The sequence below is a fragment of the uncultured Cocleimonas sp. genome (genome assembly GCF_947495625.1).
Lineage (GTDB): Bacteria > Pseudomonadota > Gammaproteobacteria > Thiotrichales > Thiotrichaceae > Cocleimonas.
Window position 1 is genome coordinate 185,388 of record NZ_CANLZW010000002.1, and the last position, 18,593, is coordinate 203,980.

Sequence of the window (18,593 nt, forward strand, 5' to 3'; positions counted from 1 at the left end):
ATTCTGCAATCTACGATGGACTTTCTTTGCTCTTAATGAGCTTAAGAAGGTCACCCCCCCTACTTTTAAGGAGTTTTTATGAGCACCAGTAAAGCGACAGATCAACAGATTCAAGAATTCCTGAATAGTCATAATCAGTGGCAATTAAAAGAACAGAAACTCCATCGCGAATTTGTGTTTAAAAACTTCATACAGGCTTTTGGGTTTATGACCCAGGCAGCAATGATTGCTGAGCGCGATAACCATCACCCAGAATGGTTTAATGTGTATAAAACCGTGAAAGTAGATTTAACGACACATGATGCTGGTGGCATTACTGATAAGGATTTTGCTTTAGCAACAGCGATGGAAGATATAGCAAATTTAAGCGATATATAGGTCACCCCCCTACTTTAGGGCATATTTTAAAAGACTGACACTTGAATGTGTCAGCCTTTATTACTATCACTATCTGAACGATCAAGCGCTCTTACTGATATCTTCCAGTAATTTATCAAAGTAATCTTTTACGTCACCAGCCGCTTTGACCGTGGCATCTTTTACTTTGTCGCCAGATTCATTTAAATCTTTGCTTATCTTTGCGCCTTTGGTTTCCATGAAATCTTCTGCTTCCATTTCTGCTAAGTGCGCACGCAGTTTTGCTGTATCAATTTCGGTATGTGCTTTATTTGAAATTTTCTGGGTAAAATCTTCCAGCGTTTCTTTCACGCCTTCCATTTTATCGAATGCTTCCATTGTACCTAGATGGACTTGTAACTTAGCTTCATCTCCGACTTGATCCAAATTAGTAACAGCATCCTTTAGCTTTCCTTTAACACCAGAAAAACTCTTTTTTAAATCTACCCAAAGTTCACGAGCATCATCTGCCAGATCATCCGTAATGTCTTCGACTTTATTTTCAATCTTATCTTCGAGACGGTCGATCGCTTCTTCTGCGGCTTCTAATTTCTTTTTGAATTCGATATCCATGATTATCTCCTACAGGTTATTTCACTTTTATTATAAGCCTGAGATGGCTGGAATGGTTGTGAATAGGAGATTTTGCTGACTTAGATCAAGTGCATTTAATAGGTTTACTTTAGTGCTTTTTGTACCCGAACCCGCAACTCTGGCAAAACTTCAGTCTCAAACCATTGATTCTTTTTTAACCAGATATTGTTACGCGGACTTGGATGCGGAAGGGGAATAGTCTGCTCGCCATACGCTGCCCAGTTTTTAACCGTTTCAGTCAGATTCTTTTCTGGCTTTTCTAAATGCCAGGCCAAGGCATATTGCCCTATAACGAGTGTAAGTTGTATATCTGTCATGGATGACAAAAGTTTCTCACGCCATGTTTCTGCACAAATAGGACGAGGAGGAAGGTCGCCAGATTTACCTTTACCCGGATAACAGAATGCCATGGGTAAAATACTAATTTTTTCTGAATCGTAAAAGGTTTCGCGATCAATCCCCATCCAATCACGCAAGCGATCTCCGCTTGGGTCATCGAAAGGAATACCTGAGGCATGTACTTTTGAACCTGGAGCTTGTCCGGCAATCAGAATTTTAGCGTTTTCACTGACTTGTAAAACAGGCCGAACGCCGTGCTTCAAATCTTTTTCGCAGAGTCTGCAGGCGCGGACTTGTTCAAGTAAAGTGGCCATAAATTGCTACCTAGTTATACCTGACATTCTGTTTAACCCAGTTAAGAGAGTTAAGGCAGTTTGTTTTGTAGAATAGACAGCTTAATCTAAGCCAAAGTTTAAAACTAGTTCTCCTGACGGGACAATCTAGTCATAAGCTTTTATAAATCGAATGTTAGATAAACTATTTGTTATCTTTTTTTAAGGCGTTTCGCATTAGACGTTGTTTTTGCGTGTATTGGCTCTAAGCCTTTGTTGATGATACTCAACGCTGCCATATTCATCTTTTTAGGGGTACAAATTTCAAGTTTGTTCATTTCCCACCAAGGTGTAAACATGGCTTTTACCATTGATGAATAGATTTCTTGGTTAACTATACTGGCTTGATCGGCCATAGCTTGCCAGGATTCAACAAATGCATCAGATTTTTCTGACCACATAAGATTAAATTCTTCATGATGTTCTTCATTTGGCTGATATCCGGCAAACATAAACTGACTTAGGCGATGCGCTATCACTTCTGGAACAGACGTTGATAACTCAAGCGACTGCTGCGCTACTGACTTATTTAGATTCGAATTGATGTTTGTTTTTGGCTTATTATTTGTCATCTTACTTATTACACTTCAGGATTAATTAGAATATGACTATACTCTAATTGCTGCGCTGCACAAGAGAATTCTTATTGATATGAAATTTTTGCTCAAATTTTACGATAAAACGCAGTAAATGAGCCTATTTACCTAATCTAACCCCAGGACTCTTTTAATCTCGGGCAACATATTATTAACCGCTCTTTCACCCTCTGCAATCGCTTCTTTAGCTCTATATAATTCAATGATACCAATGTGAGCCAAGTGCGGTGTAATGATAATTTCAGGAGGATCACCCACCATTCTGCTTTTAGTGATTCTGTCTTGAGTAATATTGACTGAACTTGCGATCGTTTCAAATAACGAGGGAGAGCTTTCTTTATCTTTTTTGGTTGAAAAGAATGACGGTGTGTAACCCTCAATTAGGCTAGCAAATTTATTGGCAAAACCAGGAGAGTTATTCGCTTGTTGTAGTTGCTTATCTTTTAATTCTTGAATCTTTAATTCTTCAGATTCCAGATTTTCAAGATTAGTTTTCCTCATATGTCGCCCTAGTAAATCGCCATTCAGGTTAACAGCAATCACCAAATCTGCGCCCAAAGCGCGACATGTTGAAACAGGCACAGGATTTACCAAACCACCATCGACTAACCATTGATCATTTTTACGAACCGCAGGAAACAGACCAGGCAATGAAATTGATGACCACACTGCTTCTAGCACCGAACCTTTTTTTAACCAAATTTCACGTCCACTGTCTAAATCAGTTGCAATGGTGGCGAATTTTTTAGGGAGCTGTTTGATTAAAGTAGACTCTTCAGCGACTAGATCTATCATTAACATATGTAGTCTTTTGGTATTTACAAAACCATTTAACGATGAATTGATCTCATACAATTTGGCTGATTCAAATTTTGTCAACGAAGTTGCCCATTTCTCAAGCCTATCAAGCCTTCCGTTAACATAAGATGCGCCAACCAAAGCACCAATAGATGTACCACAAACGATATCAGGCTCAATACCATGTTTAGTCAAAGCATTGATAACACCGATGTGTGACCAGCCACGTGAAGAGCCACTTCCTAATGCCAATCCGATTTTTAAATTTTTCATTATGGTCTATTACCTTTAATGGAGGTCACCCCCCTACTTATAGCCTGTTTTTATTTGTTTGAATCCAATCTAACCGATTCGTTTTCTTTCCATTGCAGGGTCTGCTAATGGAATAGAATCTAGTAGTTTCTGCGTATAAGCGTGTTGCGGGTTTTCATAGATATCCGAAGCATTTCCTGTTTCGACTACCTGCCCTTTATATAACACTAAAACACGATCACAGACTTGCCTAACAATACTCAAATCATGCGAAATGAAGATCATACTCATACCTGTACGACTCTTCAAATCCATTAACAGATTAATGATTTGCGCCTGAATAGAGACATCCAGCGCGCTAACAGGCTCATCGCAAATCAACAGTTTAGGGTTAAGAATCATGGCTCTGGCAATGCCAATACGTTGACATTGGCCGCCCGAAAATTCATGTGGATAGCGATTTTTTTGCTGTTCTTGCAAGCCCATTGCCAGCATTAACTCTACCACTCTGTTTTGTATTTCTTGCTTCGACAGTTCTGGCTTCAGGTTATACAGGGGCTCTGCGATTATTTGTGCGACTGTCATCCGGGGGTTTAACGCATCTAACGGGTCTTGAAAGATAAGCTGAATATGCTCGCGCATCGCTTTATTCTGATCGTTTGTATTTTTCGTTAAATCCTCACCTTGCCAGAGAACCTGTCCAGATGTTATCGCTTGTAACTGCAAGATCGCTCTGGCAAGCGTTGATTTCCCACAGCCTGACTCACCCACCACGCCTAACACTTCCCCCTCGACAAGTTCGAAGGAGATATCGCTAAGTGCCTGTATTTCCTGATTCGGGCCTTTTTTTACACCTTGATTGAACACAACACTGAGGTTTTCAACGGAGAGTAATGCTGAAGCTTGTGAAGGCGAAGAGGGCGAAGAGGGCGAAGATAGTGTAGACATTAATTATTCTCCCGAAAACAACTCACCAAATGACCAGCATCGATTTTTCTCTCGGGAGGAGACTCTGTTTTACAACGCTCTTCCACAAAAGCGCAACGCGGAGAAAAGGCGCAGCCAGCAGGAAGATTTAATGGATCAGGTGGTTGCCCATCTATGGCTAGCATTTTACCGCTTTTCTCTGTATTGGTCGGTGTAGCCGCAAGCAACGCTTGCGTATAGGGATGCTGAGCTTTATAGAAGATCTCATCAACCGTTCCGGTTTCGACTATTTTGCCTGCATACATCACGATAATGCGATCACACAAACCAGCAACCAATGGCAAATCATGAGTGATTAACACGATACTGGTTCTCTCTTTTCGGTAGATATCTTTTAGCAACCGAATGATTTCAGTCTGGACCGTCACATCAAGCGCAGTGGTTGGTTCATCCGCAATAATGAGTTTAGGCTTACATAACAAAGCCATTGCAATCACAACGCGTTGGCGCATGCCACCCGACAATTCATGCGGATAGCTATTGAAACGTTGCTCAGGGTCTTTAATTTTCACTCTATCGAGCATTTCGATAGCTCTGCGTTTGGCAGATTCTTTATTAAAATTTGCGCCTTCGTGCACTTCCAATACTTCGGTGAGTTGTTTGCCAATGCGCAGATAAGGATTCAACGCCGTCATTGGGTCCTGGAAAATCATGCCGATTTCTTTTCCACGAATTTTATTTAGCGATTTATCAGACTGATTTAGCAGTGCTTGTTGATTAAAGCTAACCGAGCCGTGGGCACTTCCATTTGGTGGTAGTAATCCCATCAAAGCATTAAACAGCTGGCTTTTACCTGAGCCAGATTCTCCCACTATTGCAACGTTTTCTCCCTGATCTAACTCGAGTGAAACTCCTCTAACCGCTTGAAGCGTTTGCTTTCTCTGAATACCCGAATCTACCGTAAAGTCGACGCGAAGGTTTTCGATGGTAAGCATCATAATCGTTCTACCTATCTTTTGGGTCTAGCGCATCACGCAGACCGTCGCCGATAAAATTCAAACAAAACAATGTGACTGCCAACATAATTGCTGGCGATAACACCATCCACGGCGCTGACTCCATTTGTTGCGCACCTTCAGCGATAAGCACTCCCCAACTCGACATGGGTTCTTGTACCCCAAGCCCTAAAAAGCTGAGGAAGGATTCAAAGAGAATCACCTGAGGCACAGTCAATGTGGCATAAACAATCACTGGCCCAAGCGTATTGGGAATGATATGTCTTTTGATAATCGAGTAATGACTCGCACCCGTTACTCGGGCCGCCTCGACAAATGAACGTTGTTTGAGTGATAAGGTCTGGCCACGAACAATACGCGCCATGGTGAGCCATTCAACCGCGCCTATCGCAATGAAAATTAGCCAGATACTGCGCCCAAAATAGACCGTCAGCAGGATAACAAAAAACATGAAGGGCAATGCATACAACACATCAACAAAGCGCATCATTATCGAATCTGTTTTACCACCGGCGTAACCCGCGATAGAGCCGTAGATGATGCCAATGATGAAGCTCACGGCTGTTGCCAATAAACCTACCATCAATGATATGCGTCCACCTTCTAGCGTTCTAACAAATAGATCTCGCCCGTTAGAATCTGTACCAAAGTAATGATGTGACTGTAAGTGGGGGGGTGTCCCCATATTATCCCAATCGACAGAATCGAGTTCCCAGGGACTAAATAATGGTCCAAAAATACATAAAACGGCGATGATGACTAAAAGCACGATGCTGACGACCGCCGCTTTATTATTCAATAAGCGTCGCCATGCTTGTTGCCATGGAGATAAACCAACAACGGCGTTATCTGCAATAATCTCATTTGGAATAAGCGCTGACATCTTAGTATTTAATCCTTGGATCAAGCCAAGCATAGAGTAGATCAACCAATAGATTCATCAGAATAATCAGAAAACCGTAGAACACCACAACACCCATCACCAAAGTGTAATCTCGATTGAGCGCCCCATTGATAAAGTGACGCCCTATTCCCGGCAAACCAAAAATGGTTTCCACTACCACAGAACCTGTAATAATTGCGGCTGTTGCTGGACCCAACCAGGATAAGATCGGCAATAACGTCGCTCTTGAAGCGTGTCTGGAGAGTATCAATCGAGTCGGTAAACCCTTGGCTTTGGCGGTGCGAATATAAGGCATATTCAAGGTTTCAATAAGACTGGCTCGTGTCATGCGAGCGACAGTCGCTATCTGTGGCAAACTCAATACAATCACCGGCAATACCATGTGCTTTAATTCACCCCAACCACTGGTTGGCAAAAGCCCCCAGAATACGCCGAAAAGCAAAATTAGTATCGGCGCCATGACAAAATTAGGAATGGTAATTCCCGTCATCGCCAAGCCCATCACCAGATAATCTATCGCGCTGTTCTGTCTTAATGCCGCAATCACACCGAGTAAAACACCAATCATTAAAGACAGTAAAATAGCCAACAAGCCCAATTGAATACTCACGGGAAAACCCTGAGCAATGAGCTCGCTTACGGTGAAGTCATGGTATTTAAAAGAAGGTCCAAAATCTCCTTTGAGAACATTCAATAAGTAGTAACCATATTGAACGGGCAATGGATCATTGAGGTGATAGACCTTTTCCAGATTTGCTGCTATTTCAGCGGGAACTGGACGCTCAGAATCGAATGGTCCTCCCGGCGCCAAACGTATCATGAAAAAAGCGATGGTTATTATGATAAATAGTGTGGGGATACTCGAAGCGATACGTTTGGCAAAATATGAAAGCATTGTTTTTTAGAGCAATTATTTAGCTAAATAACGCGTCGGATGAATATCCATCACATTATCTTCCCAGCCTTTTATTTTAGGATTCAGCAAGTGCTGGGTAGTGTAATAATAAATGGGAATTAGCGGCATATCCGCCAGTAATAGCTTTTCTGCATTTTGCATGTATTCAGCACGCTGCTTGGCATCTGTTTCGATTTCAGCCTGTTTTAACAGTTTATCGTAGTCTTGGTTTTTATATCCTGAGGGATTGATTGTGCCGACATCCGAACGAAATAAATCAAGAAAATTCGAGGCATCGTTATAGTCTCCAATCCAGCCTGATCGAATTAGTTGGAACTGTTTCTGTGAGCGTGAATTCAAATACACTTTCCATTCTTCATTACGCAGACTCACTTTTACGCCCAAAGTCTGTTTCCACATCGCCGATAATGCTATCGCGATTTTCTTGTGGTTTTCGCTGGTGTTATAAAGCAGCTCAACCTCAAGGGGCTTATCTTTGGAATACCCTGCTTCTTCATACAATTTTTTAGCCAGTGCAACACGCTCTTTTTTCTCCAGCGCAAGCTCAGGAATCGTTTGAGATGTGTAACCATTCATACCTGGGGGTACCCAACCCAAGCCCGGTAGTTCACCCGCTTTAGTGACTTTAGCCGTTAGAATATTTCTATCGATGGCAAAACTCAGCGCTTTGCGTAAGGCTAAATTATCTTTGAATGGCGCTTGTTCCAGATTCATTGCTAAATAATACGTGCCAATATATGGCGTATTACGAAAAGCGTCTCCCAGATTCTTCTTAACCCATGCGATTTGATCAGACGGTACATCATCGGTGATGTCTAGCTCATCAGCACGAAAACGTTTTAACTCAGTCGCTTTATCCTCGATGGGATGAAAATAAACGGTGTCTATCTTGATAGCATCATGATCACGGTAATACGGGTTTTTTGTGAGTATGATTTTTGATTGTGGCTTCCATTCTGCAAGCTGGTAAGGGCCATTTGAAATCAAATTACCCGGGCGCGTCCATTTTTTGCCGTGTTCTTTTATTTTCGCTACAGGTACCGGATAAGCCATGTGATGACTGAGTAATCCTGTTAAAAAAGGCGTCGGGTTTTCTAAGGCTATTTCCAAGGTAAAGTCATCGACAGCTTTAACGCCTAATTCATTGATGTCTTTAATCTCGCCTTTGCTGATCGCTTTTGCGTTTTTAATCGGCCATAAAATGAAAGCATATTCTGAGGCTGTTTCTGGCAACAAGGCACGCTGGAAACCATTTAAAAAATCGTTTGCGGTAACTTGAGTACCATCAGACCATTTACCGTTTTGGCGAAGTTTAAAGGTCCAGAGTTTTGCATCTTCTGATGTAGTCCAGCTTTCGGCTGCTCCCGGTATTAATGAGCCATCGGCAGCTTCTGAAATTAATCCTTCGAATAAATCACGCTGGATATTCGCTTCTGGAACCCCAGTAGATTTATGCATATCTAACGTTTCAGGCTCTGCGCCATTGCCACGATGGATAACCATTTCGGCGTTAATGCTAGTTGTAAAAGTACTAAAAAGAATAATAAGAGAAAGTAAAAATGGAAGCTTATGAGAGATTTTCATCAAGGGTCTTTTGGTAGCTAGTTTGATTGATTCTACAATGCCTTGAACTTGTTTTATAGCGATGTTTTTAAATGAGAATTAGATAGAGGTCACCCCCCACCTTTAAGGCACTTTTTTCAGGATATTTATGCGTTCTTAAGAATCTTATTGGACATAAGAAGCTTATTAATGATGCATCATTAACTTCGTGATTCTCGATCAAATTCAATGCGTTGACCTAATGTACCATTTCTAACTTTCTGATTGACGTAAACGAGCTCACCATTAACTACTGTAGCATACACACTGGAACGGAATTCATAGCCATCGAATGGAGTCCAGCCACATTTTGAAATAACATCGTCATTACTTACAGTTGATTCATTATCAAGATCAATAACCACTAAATCGGCCCAATATCCTTCACGGATATAGCCTCGTTCTTTTATATTGAACAAGTCTGCAACGGCATGGCTCGTTTTAGCAGCAATAAGCTCTAAAGAGAATATACCATCTTGATAATGCTCTAATAGGCTCGGTAACGCATATTGCACCATCGGCATTCCCGATGGAGTATCAAAATAGTTACCTTGCTTTTCTTCTAGCGTGTGAGGGGCATGATCTGAACCAATAATATCCAAACGACCATCTAATAAAGCTTGAATCAATGCAGCGCGATCAGCTGCGGTTTTAATTGAAGGATTACACTTAATCAGTGAGCCTTTGGTTTCATAATCTTCGTCACAAAACATTAAATAATGACAACATACTTCTGCGGTGATGAGTTTTTCATCAAGTGGTAACTCTGAGAGCTTTTCAGCTTCTTTGGCAGTGGTTATATTTAGAATATGTAAGCGTGTTTTGTGCGCTTTTGCTAATTTCATCGCGAGTGTTGATGATTTTACACAAGCTTCTTCACTACGAATCTTGGAATGAAACTCAATCGGAATATCATCACCATAAATTTGACGATAATTTTCCTCATTCTCAATAATTGTCGGCGTATCTTCGCAATGAGCAGCTAGAAATATGGGTGTATTTGCAAAAATATCGTTGAGCGTATCCTCGTCATCAACCAACATATTTCCGCTCGATGAACCCATAAACACTTTAAGCCCGCAACAAGCCTGCGGATCTATAATTTTAATATCTTCGAGGTTATCGTGAGAAGCACCATGATAAAACGAATAGTTAGCAATAGATTTTTCTGCCGCTAACTGCATTTTGTTTTCTAATATTTCGCTATTAAGTACATTCGGAATACTATCGGGCATATCAAAAAAAGTGGTTATGCCGCCAGCAACGGCTGCACGTGATTCACTTTTAATACCGCCTTTGTAGGTTAAGCCAGGCTCACGAAAATGAACCTGGTCATCGATCATGCCAGGCATTACGTGCTTGCCTTTAACATCCAAAACATTGCTGACCTTCATTGATGAAAGATCTTTTGCTATTTTTTCAATGCGCCCACCTCTGATATAAATATCAGATTCTACGATTGAATTTTCATTCACAATTTTGGCGTTGAGTATTAAAAGGGTACTACTCATATATTCTTCACTTTAACCTATTGGTATTAGCAATTCTTTATCTGCTTAAGGGTCAACTATGACTCCTAATCAAGAACTGCCTTACTAATCTTTAATTCGTTCTAGCGTGACGAATGAGTATGGGTAAGGATTTTTCTCATCCGCAGGATTATCGATTCGATCAATTTGTTTCCATGCATATTGAGTATAGTCGGGAAAAAAAGTATCTCCCTGAAATTCTGCATCTATCAGGGTTAAATAGAGACAATCTGCATCCTGCAAAAACTTTTCATAGAGATGTGCACCACCTGTAATAAATACTTCATCTACCCCTTCAGCGGCTTCTAATGCCTCTGACAAGGTATTTACGACGGTACACCCTTCTATTTCCAAATCAGTATTTCGACTTAGAATAATATTCAATCTTCCGGGGAGTGGGCGACCAATAGAATCATAGGTTTTACGCCCCATAATTATTGGGCTGCCTAAGGTCGTCTTTTTAAAAAATTGCAAGTCAGCGGGCAGATGCCAAGGCATTTTATTATCTAAGCCAATAACTCTGTTTTGACTCATCGCAGCTATCATTGAAAGTTTCATTTCAAAACCTTTTTAACGGTGACTACTTAACGACTTTCAAACTTGGACGTTTAGCATTCTTTTTCGGGGCTTTGGATTTAGCTTTATCTGGACCTTTATCCGAGCTCGCATCAGACAAATGAGTTTTGGGAGGCTCATCATCAGGTGGAGTGCTATCGTCAAATTCTTCAGGATCAAATGACAAACCTTCACTTGTTTCACTCGCATAAAGCGCTAAAACAGCACCGATAGGTGAAAAGATCGAATAAGGCTTGCCGCCAAAACGCGCACTAAAGCTTAGTCCATCATTATCTATTAAAAGGTCTTTGGCTGCAGAAGGGCTAACATTGAGGACGATTTTACCGTTCTCAACAAATTGCTGAGGAACTTCTACGAGAGGGTTATCTGCATGCAATACAACATGAGGGGTAGCATCGTTATCTACTACCCACTCATAAATTGCTCTAAGCAAATAAGGTTTGTTAGATGTTAATTCCATTATTTAAATTGCCTTCTTCTATATCGACTGTAGCGTCTATATCAGGGGTATATACCGAACTGGCTTTTTTAAACGAGTAATTAAGGACGAATTGACTGTTCTGCTAATGTCAATGAACCCTGGAATAAGTCACGAGAGAAAACTCTATCCATATAATCATGGATTGGCTTAACTTCTGGGCCATTCAAATCAATACCATACTTCGGTAAACGCCAAAGGATTGGAGCAATAGTGCAATCAATCAAAGAGAAATCATTACTTAGGAAGTAGTCTTTAACTTCGAAAACTTCTGCTGCCGCTAGCATGCTTTCTCTTAAGATGACACGAGCTGTATCCATGCGCTCAGATTCGCCACTCTCTAAATCACCAACCAGTGATAACCAATCTTTCTTGATACGGAATAATGTAAGGCGTGTATGCGCTCTTGATACAGGATCAACAGGCATTAATGGTGGATGAGGAAAACGCTCGTCAAGGTATTCCATAATAACGTGTGAGTCATACAGAACTAATTCTCTATCAACCAACGTTGGTGCTGAGTTATAAGGATTAAGATCAGCTAGGTCTTCAGGTTTATTATTAGGGTCCATTTCAATAATATCTGCCTGAATATCTTTTTCTGCCAAAACGATTCTTACGCTATGACAATGCGGACAATCCGGCAAAGTAAAAAGGGTCATTACTGAACGACGATTTGCAACTGATGACATCTAATTCTCCTGCTTGCTGATAATATTTATCAACAGCTATATGGGTGTTATTCAATAAACTTCAAGATGAAGACTATAAAATAAAAAAGGCTGCTCAATTTGAGCAGCCCAGTATTCTACACTAAAAATCTATAAAAATCCTTGCAAATTAAATACCATTGATAACCGTATTTTCTGCAATTATCTTTATTCCTTTTAGTGAATATCTTTCCAGTATTCCTTCTCTAACATCCAGGAAACACCGAACAGTAGTAACAAGAATAATAATGTAAATACACCGTACATCTTTCTTGATAATTGCGCTGGCTCACCTACGTAAGTCAGGAAGTTAGTAAGATCACGTACTACTTGATCGTACTCACCTGGTGACATTGAACCTGGTTTAGACAAAGTCAATTTTGGCTCACCATGGTGTTCAGCACCTTCTTCAGCATGCTCCATTTCCTGCCAACCTTGCAGCTCCCATAATACATGAGGCATACCAACGTCTTTAAACACAGTGTTATTCACACCCATTGGGCGAGATGAATCAAGATAGAAACTTTTCAAATAAGAATAGATCCAGTCTGTACCACGAGAACGACCTACCAATGAAAGATCCGGTACAGATGTACCAAATGCTTCTGCAGCAGCTTTAGGAGAATAAGCACTTTTCATCAAAGAACCTATTTGATCCTGCTTGCCTTCCTCATCATAAGTGAAAATCATGTTCTTTTTTAACAAAGTAGCAACATCATCAGGAGTTAAGCCATTCTCTTCATTAAGACCCATATCTTCAGCCATACGATTGTAACGGCTAAATTTAAGAGAATGACAACCCATGCAGTAGTTCACATAGTATTTAGCGCCATTTTGCAGGCTCTGTTTGTCATGTATATCAATATTTGCACTTTGAAGCGCCACACCATGACCTGCTCCACCACCAACACTACCAAGGATTAGGACAACCAAGGCTGGCACTAATAAGACAAATATCCATTTGCGAATACTATTACTCATGATGTTACCCTCTCTGGAACTTCTTTCTCTGCGTTACAACCTTTCATGAAGTATGGAAGTAACAAGGTTAAAGCTAAGTAACCAATTGGCCATACCCACTGCCACATAATCTGGCCAGCACTAATTGAATCTTCTGGGTTATAACGGATAAAGTCGATTAAGAAAACCGCTGCCGCCAAGATTACAAACCAAACCAGATAACGACCTGGTTTTGTTGAATTACTATGAACAAAAATAACCGCAAAGAACATAAAGTAAATTTCTGTCATGCGTACACCCATCTCCTTAAACTCAGGAGTAACTGCTTTAACACCCAAGTAACCAAGGATGATAAATACCGCAGCAAAGATAGCTAGGTTAAGCATGTGTGCAGTATTACGGTAGCGCCATGATTTAATCGGATTACGATCTAACCAAGGGAGCAAGAACAACATAATAATCGCACCAAACATCGCCAAAGTACCCATGAACGGAGATAACGTAACCGCACGTAGCACTGTATAGAATGGCGTAAAGTACCAAACCGGAGCGATATGTTCAGGTGTTTTCAATGGATTTGCAGGCTCGAAGTTCGCATATTCAAGGAAGTAGCCACCCATTTCAGGCGCGAAGAAAATAATCGAGAAAAACACCATCAAGAACACAACGATTGCAGGAATATCATGCACTGTGTAGTAAGGATGGAACGGAATACCATCTAGCGGTATACCCTTTTCATTCTTAAGTTTCTTGATCTCAACACCGTCTGGGTTATTAGAGCCAACCGCATGAAGTGCAACAATATGAACAAATACCAAGGCAACCAAAATTAACGGTACCGCTGCAACATGGAATGCAAACAGTCTATTCAAGGTCGGATCAGAAATAACAAAGTCACCACGAATCCAGAGAGATAAACCCTCACCCACAAATGGGATAGTATTGAACAGGTTGATAATCACCTGCGCACCCCAGAATGACATCTGACCCCATGGTAGCAAGTAACCCATAAAGGCTTCGGCCATGAGGGCGAGGTATATAACCATACCGATCAGCCAGATAAGCTCACGCTTGCCTTTGTATGAACCGTACATAAGGCCACGGAACATATGGAAATACACCACAATGAAGAATGCCGACGCACCCGTGGCATGCATATAACGTATAAACCAGCCACCCGGAACATCACGCATGATGTATTCAACAGACGTAAATGCAAGCTCTGTATCAGGCTTGTAATGCATGGTCAGGAATATTCCAGATACAATCTGAATAACCAAAACCAACATGGCTAGAACGCCAAAGTAGTACCATACATTAAAGTTCTTAGGCGCATAGTACTCGGACATATGAGCTTTCCACGTTTCCATCAATGGAAAACGTTCATCAACCCAACCTAAAACACCGTTTAATTCAGACTTTTCTTTTGCAGCCATTATGCAGCACCTCCGTCTTGACCAACCAGAACTATATCATCAGTTTTGAAATAGTAAGGTGGTACTACAAGATTCGTTGGCGCAGGAACGTTTTTAAATACACGACCTGCCATATCAAAACGTGAACCATGACAAGGACAATAGAATCCGCCCTTCCAGTCAGGACCCATATCTGCAGGTGCAAGCTCTGGTCTGTATGTTGGGGAACAACCTAGATGTGTACAAATTCCGATCAAAACCAGTACTTCTGGCTTTATCGATCGATTTAGGTTCTTAGCATAAGATGGCTGCTGCGCTTCTACACTAGAATCAGGATCTGCAAGTAATGAGTTATTACTTGGCAAGTTTGCCAGAGTCTCTTCTGAGCGACGAATAAACCAAACAGGTTTACCACGCCAGATAACTCTAACTAACTGTCCCGGCTCAATTTTACTGATATTAACTTCGACAGGAGCGCCTGCTGCTTTGGCTCTTGCACTCGGCATCCAGGAGATAAGAAGTGGCGCTGCAAAACCGGCTGTACCTACTGCACCAACTGCTGCAGTGGCACCGATAAGCATGCGTCTACGCTTTTTATCGACTGTATTCGAATCAGAATCTGACATGATTCATGTTCTCCACATAAATTAGAAAATCTGAAATAACGAGAAAAATATTGATAATATTCCTCGTTAAAAAACCGCCGTATCGTCGCTTAACTGGCCAAGAAGGTCAAGAAATAATCCTAAATTGGTGGGGTTTTTTGATCTAAAACATATAAATACAAAAGATTAAAAAACGCCGCAGGAATAGTTTGATAATTATCAGCTTGCATGTCTATGTAAGCATACCAGATTGAAAGCGCAGATAAAGATGCTCTTGTATGGATAATAGCATCAGTTATACTCCATCTCTATTTTATCCCACCCCTTATTACAGAAAATACAGACATGAATCTATCTGCTTTAACTGCACTCTCCCCTGTTGACGGTCGTTATGCGTCAAAAACTAGCGCACTACGTGAATTTTTTAGTGAATACGGCTTAATTAAACACCGCGTTTTAGTAGAAGTTCGCTGGTTACAAGCGCTAGCGAATGAACCAGCAATTGCTGAAGTTCCTGCGTTTTCGGATGCAGCTAACCAACATCTGGAAGCCATCCTGACTAACTTCAATGAAGCTGAAGCTCAGAAAATAAAAGATATTGAACGCACAACCAATCACGACGTGAAAGCAGTTGAGTATTATCTAAAAGATCAAATCGCAGATAACGCAGAATTAAACGCAGTCACAGAATTCATTCACTTTGCTTGTACTTCTGAAGACATCAACAACCTATCGCACGCCCTAATGCTAAAAGGCGGACGATCAGTAATGCTAAACGAAATTGATCAGCTAAATTCTGCAATTAGAACCTTAGCCCTTGATAATGCTGAAATTCCTATGCTGTGTCGCACCCACGGACAAACAGCATCGCCTTCAACATTAGGCAAAGAAATGGCAAACGTAGCGTATCGTTTACAGCGCCAACGCAAGCAAATTGCCGAAGTAGAAATTCTCGGTAAAATCAATGGCGCAGTAGGCAACTACAACGCACATTACAGTGCCTACCCAGATATCGACTGGCCTAAATTCTCACAGAACTTTATCGAATCATTAGGCATAACGTTTAACCCTTATACGATTCAGATCGAGCCACACGACTACATCGCTGAGTTGTTTGACGCGACTACGCGTTACAACACCATCATCATCGACTTCTGTCGTGACATTTGGTCTTACATTTCTATCGGTTACTTCAAGCAAAAGGTGATTGCAGGTGAAGTTGGCTCATCAACCATGCCACACAAAGTTAACCCGATTGATTTTGAAAATGCCGAAGGCAATATGGGCATGGCAAACGCGATGATGACGCACCTATCGCAAAAGCTACCAATCTCTCGCTGGCAGCGTGACCTAACCGACTCAACGGTATTAAGAACCTTAGGTGTTGGATTCGGACACACTAGCATCGCAATTCAATCAACGCTTAAAGGCATTTCTAAACTAGAAGTGAATGAAGCTGCGATTGCTGCTGACCTTGATGCAAACTGGGAAGTATTGGCAGAGCCAGTACAAACCGTAATGCGTCGATACGGCATCGAAAAGCCCTACGAAAAACTCAAAGACTTAACTCGCGGACAACGCATCAATGCCGAGAAAATGGCAGAGTTCATTCAGAAGCTAGATATACCTGAAGAAGCGAAAGCGCAATTGATAGAATTATCACCAGCGACTTATATTGGTAATGCGATTGAGCAAGCTAAAGCGATTTAATTAGAAATAGCTAAAAAGTAGCTTTTTTAGGCTCACCAAGAGCCGAAAAGTATGCCGGTATTTCCACAAGGAAATACCGATAGTCGCCGAAACAAGGGTGTTTTTTAGTTGATAAAAGACACCCCCCTACTTTTAGCCTGTTTTCCCCATTACGCTAGAACTGACAATCTTCACAGGAATCAATTTTGAGTAAATTAGTCATAGACCTATTCGATGAATTTAAGTCCTTAGGTATAGTCGAGGATGACTTTGACTTATTCGTCATGTCGATAGAAATTGACGAGTCAGGTGAAGTAAGCTCAGATGCAACGGTAGAAGCAGTCACACATATTGAAGTTGATAATGAACATGAAGAATGTTTGCTACACACCTCTTCTGAAGCTAATTCTGACAGCAAAGCGATAAGCATTGGAAAAGCCTTAGAAGAACTGAAAGCGGTCGAGCCAGGCTATTTACTCTGCTCGAAAGTAAAAGGCAGTGTTAAGGATACAAACGCAAACTCGAATATTGGCACTGACAACCCAATCATAGGTTTCGGCGAAAACATCGAACTCAAACGGTTCTTTGTGGTTTGCGAAGCTGCTCTTAGCAAAATTTAAAGAAGCTGACAGAAAAATATCATTCTACATAGTTTAAAATGACACCCCCCACCTTTAAGGCACTTTTTTCAAACAGAAATCAATTATGAGCATCCTAGGCGACATCACCACAGAAGAATTCCTCCGCGACTACTGGCAGAAAAAACCCTTAGTCATTCGTGGCGCGTTTCCTGATTTTGAAATGCCGTTCGATGCCGGTGAACTCGCAGGACTTGCGCTCGAAACTGATAGCCCAGCCCGCATCATATTAGAAAAAGGCGAAGCACCTGAAAACAAACCCTGGACGGTCAAATACCCACCCTTCACAGATGAAGACTTCACTAGCACACCAGAAACGCATTGGACTTTTTTGGTAAACGATCTAGAGCGATATTACCCAGAGCTAGGAAACCTCATCGAGCCATTTCGCTTTATCCCTGATTGGCGCATCGACGACCTCATGGTTAGCTACGCAGCTGATCAAGGCTCAGTCGGCCCACACGTCGATGCCTATGACGTATTCCTGATTCAAGGCGAAGGTAAACGCCGCTGGCAAGTAGTAACTGATCCAGACTACCCAACAGAACTTCTACCAGACTCTCAATTAGCGATTTTGAAGCACTTCCAACACGATGAGGAATGGTTGCTCGATACTGGCGACATGCTGTATTTACCACCCAATATGCCACATCTGGGTGTCGCGGACGGCGAATGCATGACCTTCTCAGTAGGTTTTAGAGCACCCGATACGCTTGGCCTAACCCAAAGCTGGTTAGAATCATTTAGTAATGAACAGAGCAACGCTAAAACTAAAGAGTTAATCACCAAACGCTTTAATGATGCCGAACGCAAAATACAAGAAAGCTCAGGCGAAATAGCCGCTGAAGACATTCAAAAATTATCAAACTTGATAATGGATCTAGTCAAAAATCAAGAACAACAACTCCCGATATTCCTGGGCAAATATTTAACAGAAACTAAAAATAGCGAACTGGAAGATGAGGACTTTTCTTTACAAACACTCTCAGGCAAGTTCTCAAAGAAAGCAGACTACGAACGCCAAAGCTGGACACGTATTTCCTATATCGAAGACGAGAAAAATAAGAGCATTCATTTATTTGCTGCGGGTTTGCATGTGACTTTACCGCAATCAGAGAGAGCCGCAATTCAGGCTTTTTGTGAGCATTATTATTATGGTGCAGAAACACTTAAGCCTTTATTTGAGTATGATGAGTTTACAGCGATGTTTAAGGAATTATTGAAGGCTGGGAGTTTACATACTTCTTAATTGTTTCAAATAGCTTTTACCCCCCCCCCAAAAAAAAATTTGATGAATTTTCAACCCCATAATTAGGTTCAG

20 protein-coding genes are annotated in these 18,593 nt (G+C 41.3%); 4 read left to right on the plus strand and 16 right to left on the minus strand.

Annotated features, from left to right (window positions below; genetic code table 11):
• The first annotated feature begins 78 nt into the window (after window positions 1-78).
• Window positions 79-378, plus strand: coding sequence for a 4a-hydroxytetrahydrobiopterin dehydratase (locus tag Q1A31_RS02065; protein WP_299871638.1), 300 nt, complete (start codon window positions 79-81; stop codon window positions 376-378).
• 81 nt (window positions 379-459) lie between these two features.
• Here Q1A31_RS02065 and Q1A31_RS02070 read toward each other — a convergent pair whose 3' ends face one another.
• The 16 genes from Q1A31_RS02070 to petA form a co-directional block, all read right to left on the minus strand.
• Entirely contained in the window at window positions 460-969 is a 510-nt protein-coding gene (locus Q1A31_RS02070) for a hypothetical protein (protein WP_299871641.1), read from the minus strand.
• Between the two features lie 104 nt (window positions 970-1,073).
• A complete protein-coding gene (locus Q1A31_RS02075; RefSeq protein ID WP_299871644.1) occupies window positions 1,074-1,643 on the minus strand; it encodes a uracil-DNA glycosylase family protein in 570 nt (189 codons plus the stop codon).
• Between the two features lie 170 nt (window positions 1,644-1,813).
• Entirely contained in the window at window positions 1,814-2,233 is a 420-nt protein-coding gene (locus tag Q1A31_RS02080; RefSeq protein ID WP_299871646.1) for a polyhydroxyalkanoate granule-associated phasin, read from the minus strand.
• Between the two features lie 132 nt (window positions 2,234-2,365).
• Window positions 2,366-3,328, minus strand: coding sequence for a patatin-like phospholipase family protein (locus tag Q1A31_RS02085; RefSeq protein WP_299871648.1), 963 nt, complete (start codon window positions 3,326-3,328; stop codon window positions 2,366-2,368).
• 69 nt (window positions 3,329-3,397) lie between these two features.
• On the minus strand, window positions 3,398-4,255 hold the full coding sequence (locus Q1A31_RS02090; protein WP_299871651.1) for an ATP-binding cassette domain-containing protein: 858 nt from the start codon (window positions 4,253-4,255) through the stop codon (window positions 3,398-3,400).
• Window positions 4,255-5,232 (minus strand): ABC transporter ATP-binding protein, encoded by a 978-nt coding sequence (locus tag Q1A31_RS02095; protein ID WP_299871657.1) that lies wholly within the window; start codon window positions 5,230-5,232, stop codon window positions 4,255-4,257. Before Q1A31_RS02095 ends, Q1A31_RS02090 begins: the two co-directional genes overlap by 1 nt.
• Window positions 5,233-5,239: 7 nt before the next feature.
• The gene (locus tag Q1A31_RS02100) at window positions 5,240-6,133 is read right to left on the minus strand and encodes an ABC transporter permease subunit (RefSeq protein WP_299871660.1); all 894 of its coding nucleotides are present in this window, start codon (window positions 6,131-6,133) and stop codon (window positions 5,240-5,242) included.
• A gap of 1 nt (window position 6,134) precedes the next feature.
• Window positions 6,135-7,049 (minus strand): oligopeptide ABC transporter permease OppB, encoded by a 915-nt coding sequence (oppB, locus tag Q1A31_RS02105; protein ID WP_299871663.1) that lies wholly within the window; start codon window positions 7,047-7,049, stop codon window positions 6,135-6,137.
• A gap of 15 nt (window positions 7,050-7,064) precedes the next feature.
• Window positions 7,065-8,654: a peptide ABC transporter substrate-binding protein gene (locus tag Q1A31_RS02110; protein ID WP_299871666.1), complete on the minus strand. Its 1,590-nt coding sequence runs from the start codon at window positions 8,652-8,654 to the stop codon at window positions 7,065-7,067.
• A 179-nt stretch (window positions 8,655-8,833) separates the two neighbouring features.
• A complete protein-coding gene (locus tag Q1A31_RS02115; protein WP_299871669.1) occupies window positions 8,834-10,183 on the minus strand; it encodes a dihydroorotase in 1,350 nt (449 codons plus the stop codon).
• Window positions 10,184-10,267: 84 nt separating this feature from the next.
• Window positions 10,268-10,759 carry a type 3 dihydrofolate reductase gene (gene folA / locus Q1A31_RS02120; RefSeq protein WP_299871672.1) on the minus strand — a complete coding sequence of 164 codons (492 nt, stop codon included), beginning with the start codon at window positions 10,757-10,759 and terminating at the stop codon, window positions 10,268-10,270.
• Window positions 10,760-10,781: 22 nt separating this feature from the next.
• Window positions 10,782-11,237, minus strand: a complete 456-nt coding sequence (locus tag Q1A31_RS02125) for a ClpXP protease specificity-enhancing factor (protein WP_299871675.1) — start codon at window positions 11,235-11,237, stop codon at window positions 10,782-10,784.
• Window positions 11,238-11,317: 80 nt separating this feature from the next.
• Window positions 11,318-11,947, minus strand: coding sequence for a glutathione S-transferase N-terminal domain-containing protein (locus Q1A31_RS02130; protein WP_131907121.1), 630 nt, complete (start codon window positions 11,945-11,947; stop codon window positions 11,318-11,320).
• Between the two features lie 195 nt (window positions 11,948-12,142).
• Window positions 12,143-12,946, minus strand: coding sequence for a cytochrome c1 (locus tag Q1A31_RS02135; protein ID WP_299871683.1), 804 nt, complete (start codon window positions 12,944-12,946; stop codon window positions 12,143-12,145).
• The gene (locus Q1A31_RS02140; protein WP_299871686.1) at window positions 12,943-14,361 is read right to left on the minus strand and encodes a cytochrome bc complex cytochrome b subunit; all 1,419 of its coding nucleotides are present in this window, start codon (window positions 14,359-14,361) and stop codon (window positions 12,943-12,945) included. Before Q1A31_RS02140 ends, Q1A31_RS02135 begins: the two co-directional genes overlap by 4 nt.
• A complete protein-coding gene (gene petA / locus Q1A31_RS02145; RefSeq protein WP_299871688.1) occupies window positions 14,361-14,966 on the minus strand; it encodes a ubiquinol-cytochrome c reductase iron-sulfur subunit in 606 nt (201 codons plus the stop codon). Before petA ends, Q1A31_RS02140 begins: the two co-directional genes overlap by 1 nt.
• A gap of 324 nt (window positions 14,967-15,290) precedes the next feature.
• Between petA and purB the strand changes: the two genes are divergently transcribed.
• The 3 genes from purB (at window position 15,291) to Q1A31_RS02160 (ending at window position 18,521) form a co-directional block, all read left to right on the plus strand.
• Window positions 15,291-16,655, plus strand: a complete 1,365-nt coding sequence (gene purB, locus Q1A31_RS02150) for an adenylosuccinate lyase (protein WP_299871691.1) — start codon at window positions 15,291-15,293, stop codon at window positions 16,653-16,655.
• A 185-nt stretch (window positions 16,656-16,840) separates the two neighbouring features.
• Complete coding sequence (locus tag Q1A31_RS02155) at window positions 16,841-17,254, plus strand: hypothetical protein (RefSeq protein ID WP_299871694.1); 414 nt, start codon at window positions 16,841-16,843, stop codon at window positions 17,252-17,254.
• An 85-nt stretch (window positions 17,255-17,339) separates the two neighbouring features.
• Window positions 17,340-18,521, plus strand: a complete 1,182-nt coding sequence (locus tag Q1A31_RS02160; RefSeq protein ID WP_299871697.1) for a cupin domain-containing protein — start codon at window positions 17,340-17,342, stop codon at window positions 18,519-18,521.
• Window positions 18,522-18,593: the final 72 nt, after the last annotated feature.

What these genes read in the sequence shown, in the direction of transcription:
- Q1A31_RS02065 (WP_299871638.1), top strand. Translation starts at nt 79, where the DNA reads ATGAGCACCAGTAAAGCGACAGATCAACAGATTCAAGAATTCCTGAAT.
- Q1A31_RS02070 (WP_299871641.1), bottom strand. Translation starts at nt 969, where the DNA reads ATGGATATCGAATTCAAAAAGAAATTAGAAGCCGCAGAAGAAGCGATC.
- Q1A31_RS02075 (WP_299871644.1), bottom strand. Translation starts at nt 1,643, where the DNA reads ATGGCCACTTTACTTGAACAAGTCCGCGCCTGCAGACTCTGCGAAAAA.
- Q1A31_RS02080 (WP_299871646.1), bottom strand. Translation starts at nt 2,233, where the DNA reads ATGACAAATAATAAGCCAAAAACAAACATCAATTCGAATCTAAATAAG.
- Q1A31_RS02085 (WP_299871648.1), bottom strand. Translation starts at nt 3,328, where the DNA reads ATGAAAAATTTAAAAATCGGATTGGCATTAGGAAGTGGCTCTTCACGT.
- Q1A31_RS02090 (WP_299871651.1), bottom strand. Translation starts at nt 4,255, where the DNA reads ATGTCTACACTATCTTCGCCCTCTTCGCCCTCTTCGCCTTCACAAGCT.
- Q1A31_RS02095 (WP_299871657.1), bottom strand. Translation starts at nt 5,232, where the DNA reads ATGATGCTTACCATCGAAAACCTTCGCGTCGACTTTACGGTAGATTCG.
- Q1A31_RS02100 (WP_299871660.1), bottom strand. Translation starts at nt 6,133, where the DNA reads ATGTCAGCGCTTATTCCAAATGAGATTATTGCAGATAACGCCGTTGTT.
- oppB (WP_299871663.1), bottom strand. Translation starts at nt 7,049, where the DNA reads ATGCTTTCATATTTTGCCAAACGTATCGCTTCGAGTATCCCCACACTA.
- Q1A31_RS02110 (WP_299871666.1), bottom strand. Translation starts at nt 8,654, where the DNA reads ATGAAAATCTCTCATAAGCTTCCATTTTTACTTTCTCTTATTATTCTT.
- Q1A31_RS02115 (WP_299871669.1), bottom strand. Translation starts at nt 10,183, where the DNA reads ATGAGTAGTACCCTTTTAATACTCAACGCCAAAATTGTGAATGAAAAT.
- folA (WP_299871672.1), bottom strand. Translation starts at nt 10,759, where the DNA reads ATGAAACTTTCAATGATAGCTGCGATGAGTCAAAACAGAGTTATTGGC.
- Q1A31_RS02125 (WP_299871675.1), bottom strand. Translation starts at nt 11,237, where the DNA reads ATGGAATTAACATCTAACAAACCTTATTTGCTTAGAGCAATTTATGAG.
- Q1A31_RS02130 (WP_131907121.1), bottom strand. Translation starts at nt 11,947, where the DNA reads ATGTCATCAGTTGCAAATCGTCGTTCAGTAATGACCCTTTTTACTTTG.
- Q1A31_RS02135 (WP_299871683.1), bottom strand. Translation starts at nt 12,946, where the DNA reads ATGAGTAATAGTATTCGCAAATGGATATTTGTCTTATTAGTGCCAGCC.
- Q1A31_RS02140 (WP_299871686.1), bottom strand. Translation starts at nt 14,361, where the DNA reads ATGGCTGCAAAAGAAAAGTCTGAATTAAACGGTGTTTTAGGTTGGGTT.
- petA (WP_299871688.1), bottom strand. Translation starts at nt 14,966, where the DNA reads ATGTCAGATTCTGATTCGAATACAGTCGATAAAAAGCGTAGACGCATG.
- purB (WP_299871691.1), top strand. Translation starts at nt 15,291, where the DNA reads ATGAATCTATCTGCTTTAACTGCACTCTCCCCTGTTGACGGTCGTTAT.
- Q1A31_RS02160 (WP_299871697.1), top strand. Translation starts at nt 17,340, where the DNA reads ATGAGCATCCTAGGCGACATCACCACAGAAGAATTCCTCCGCGACTAC.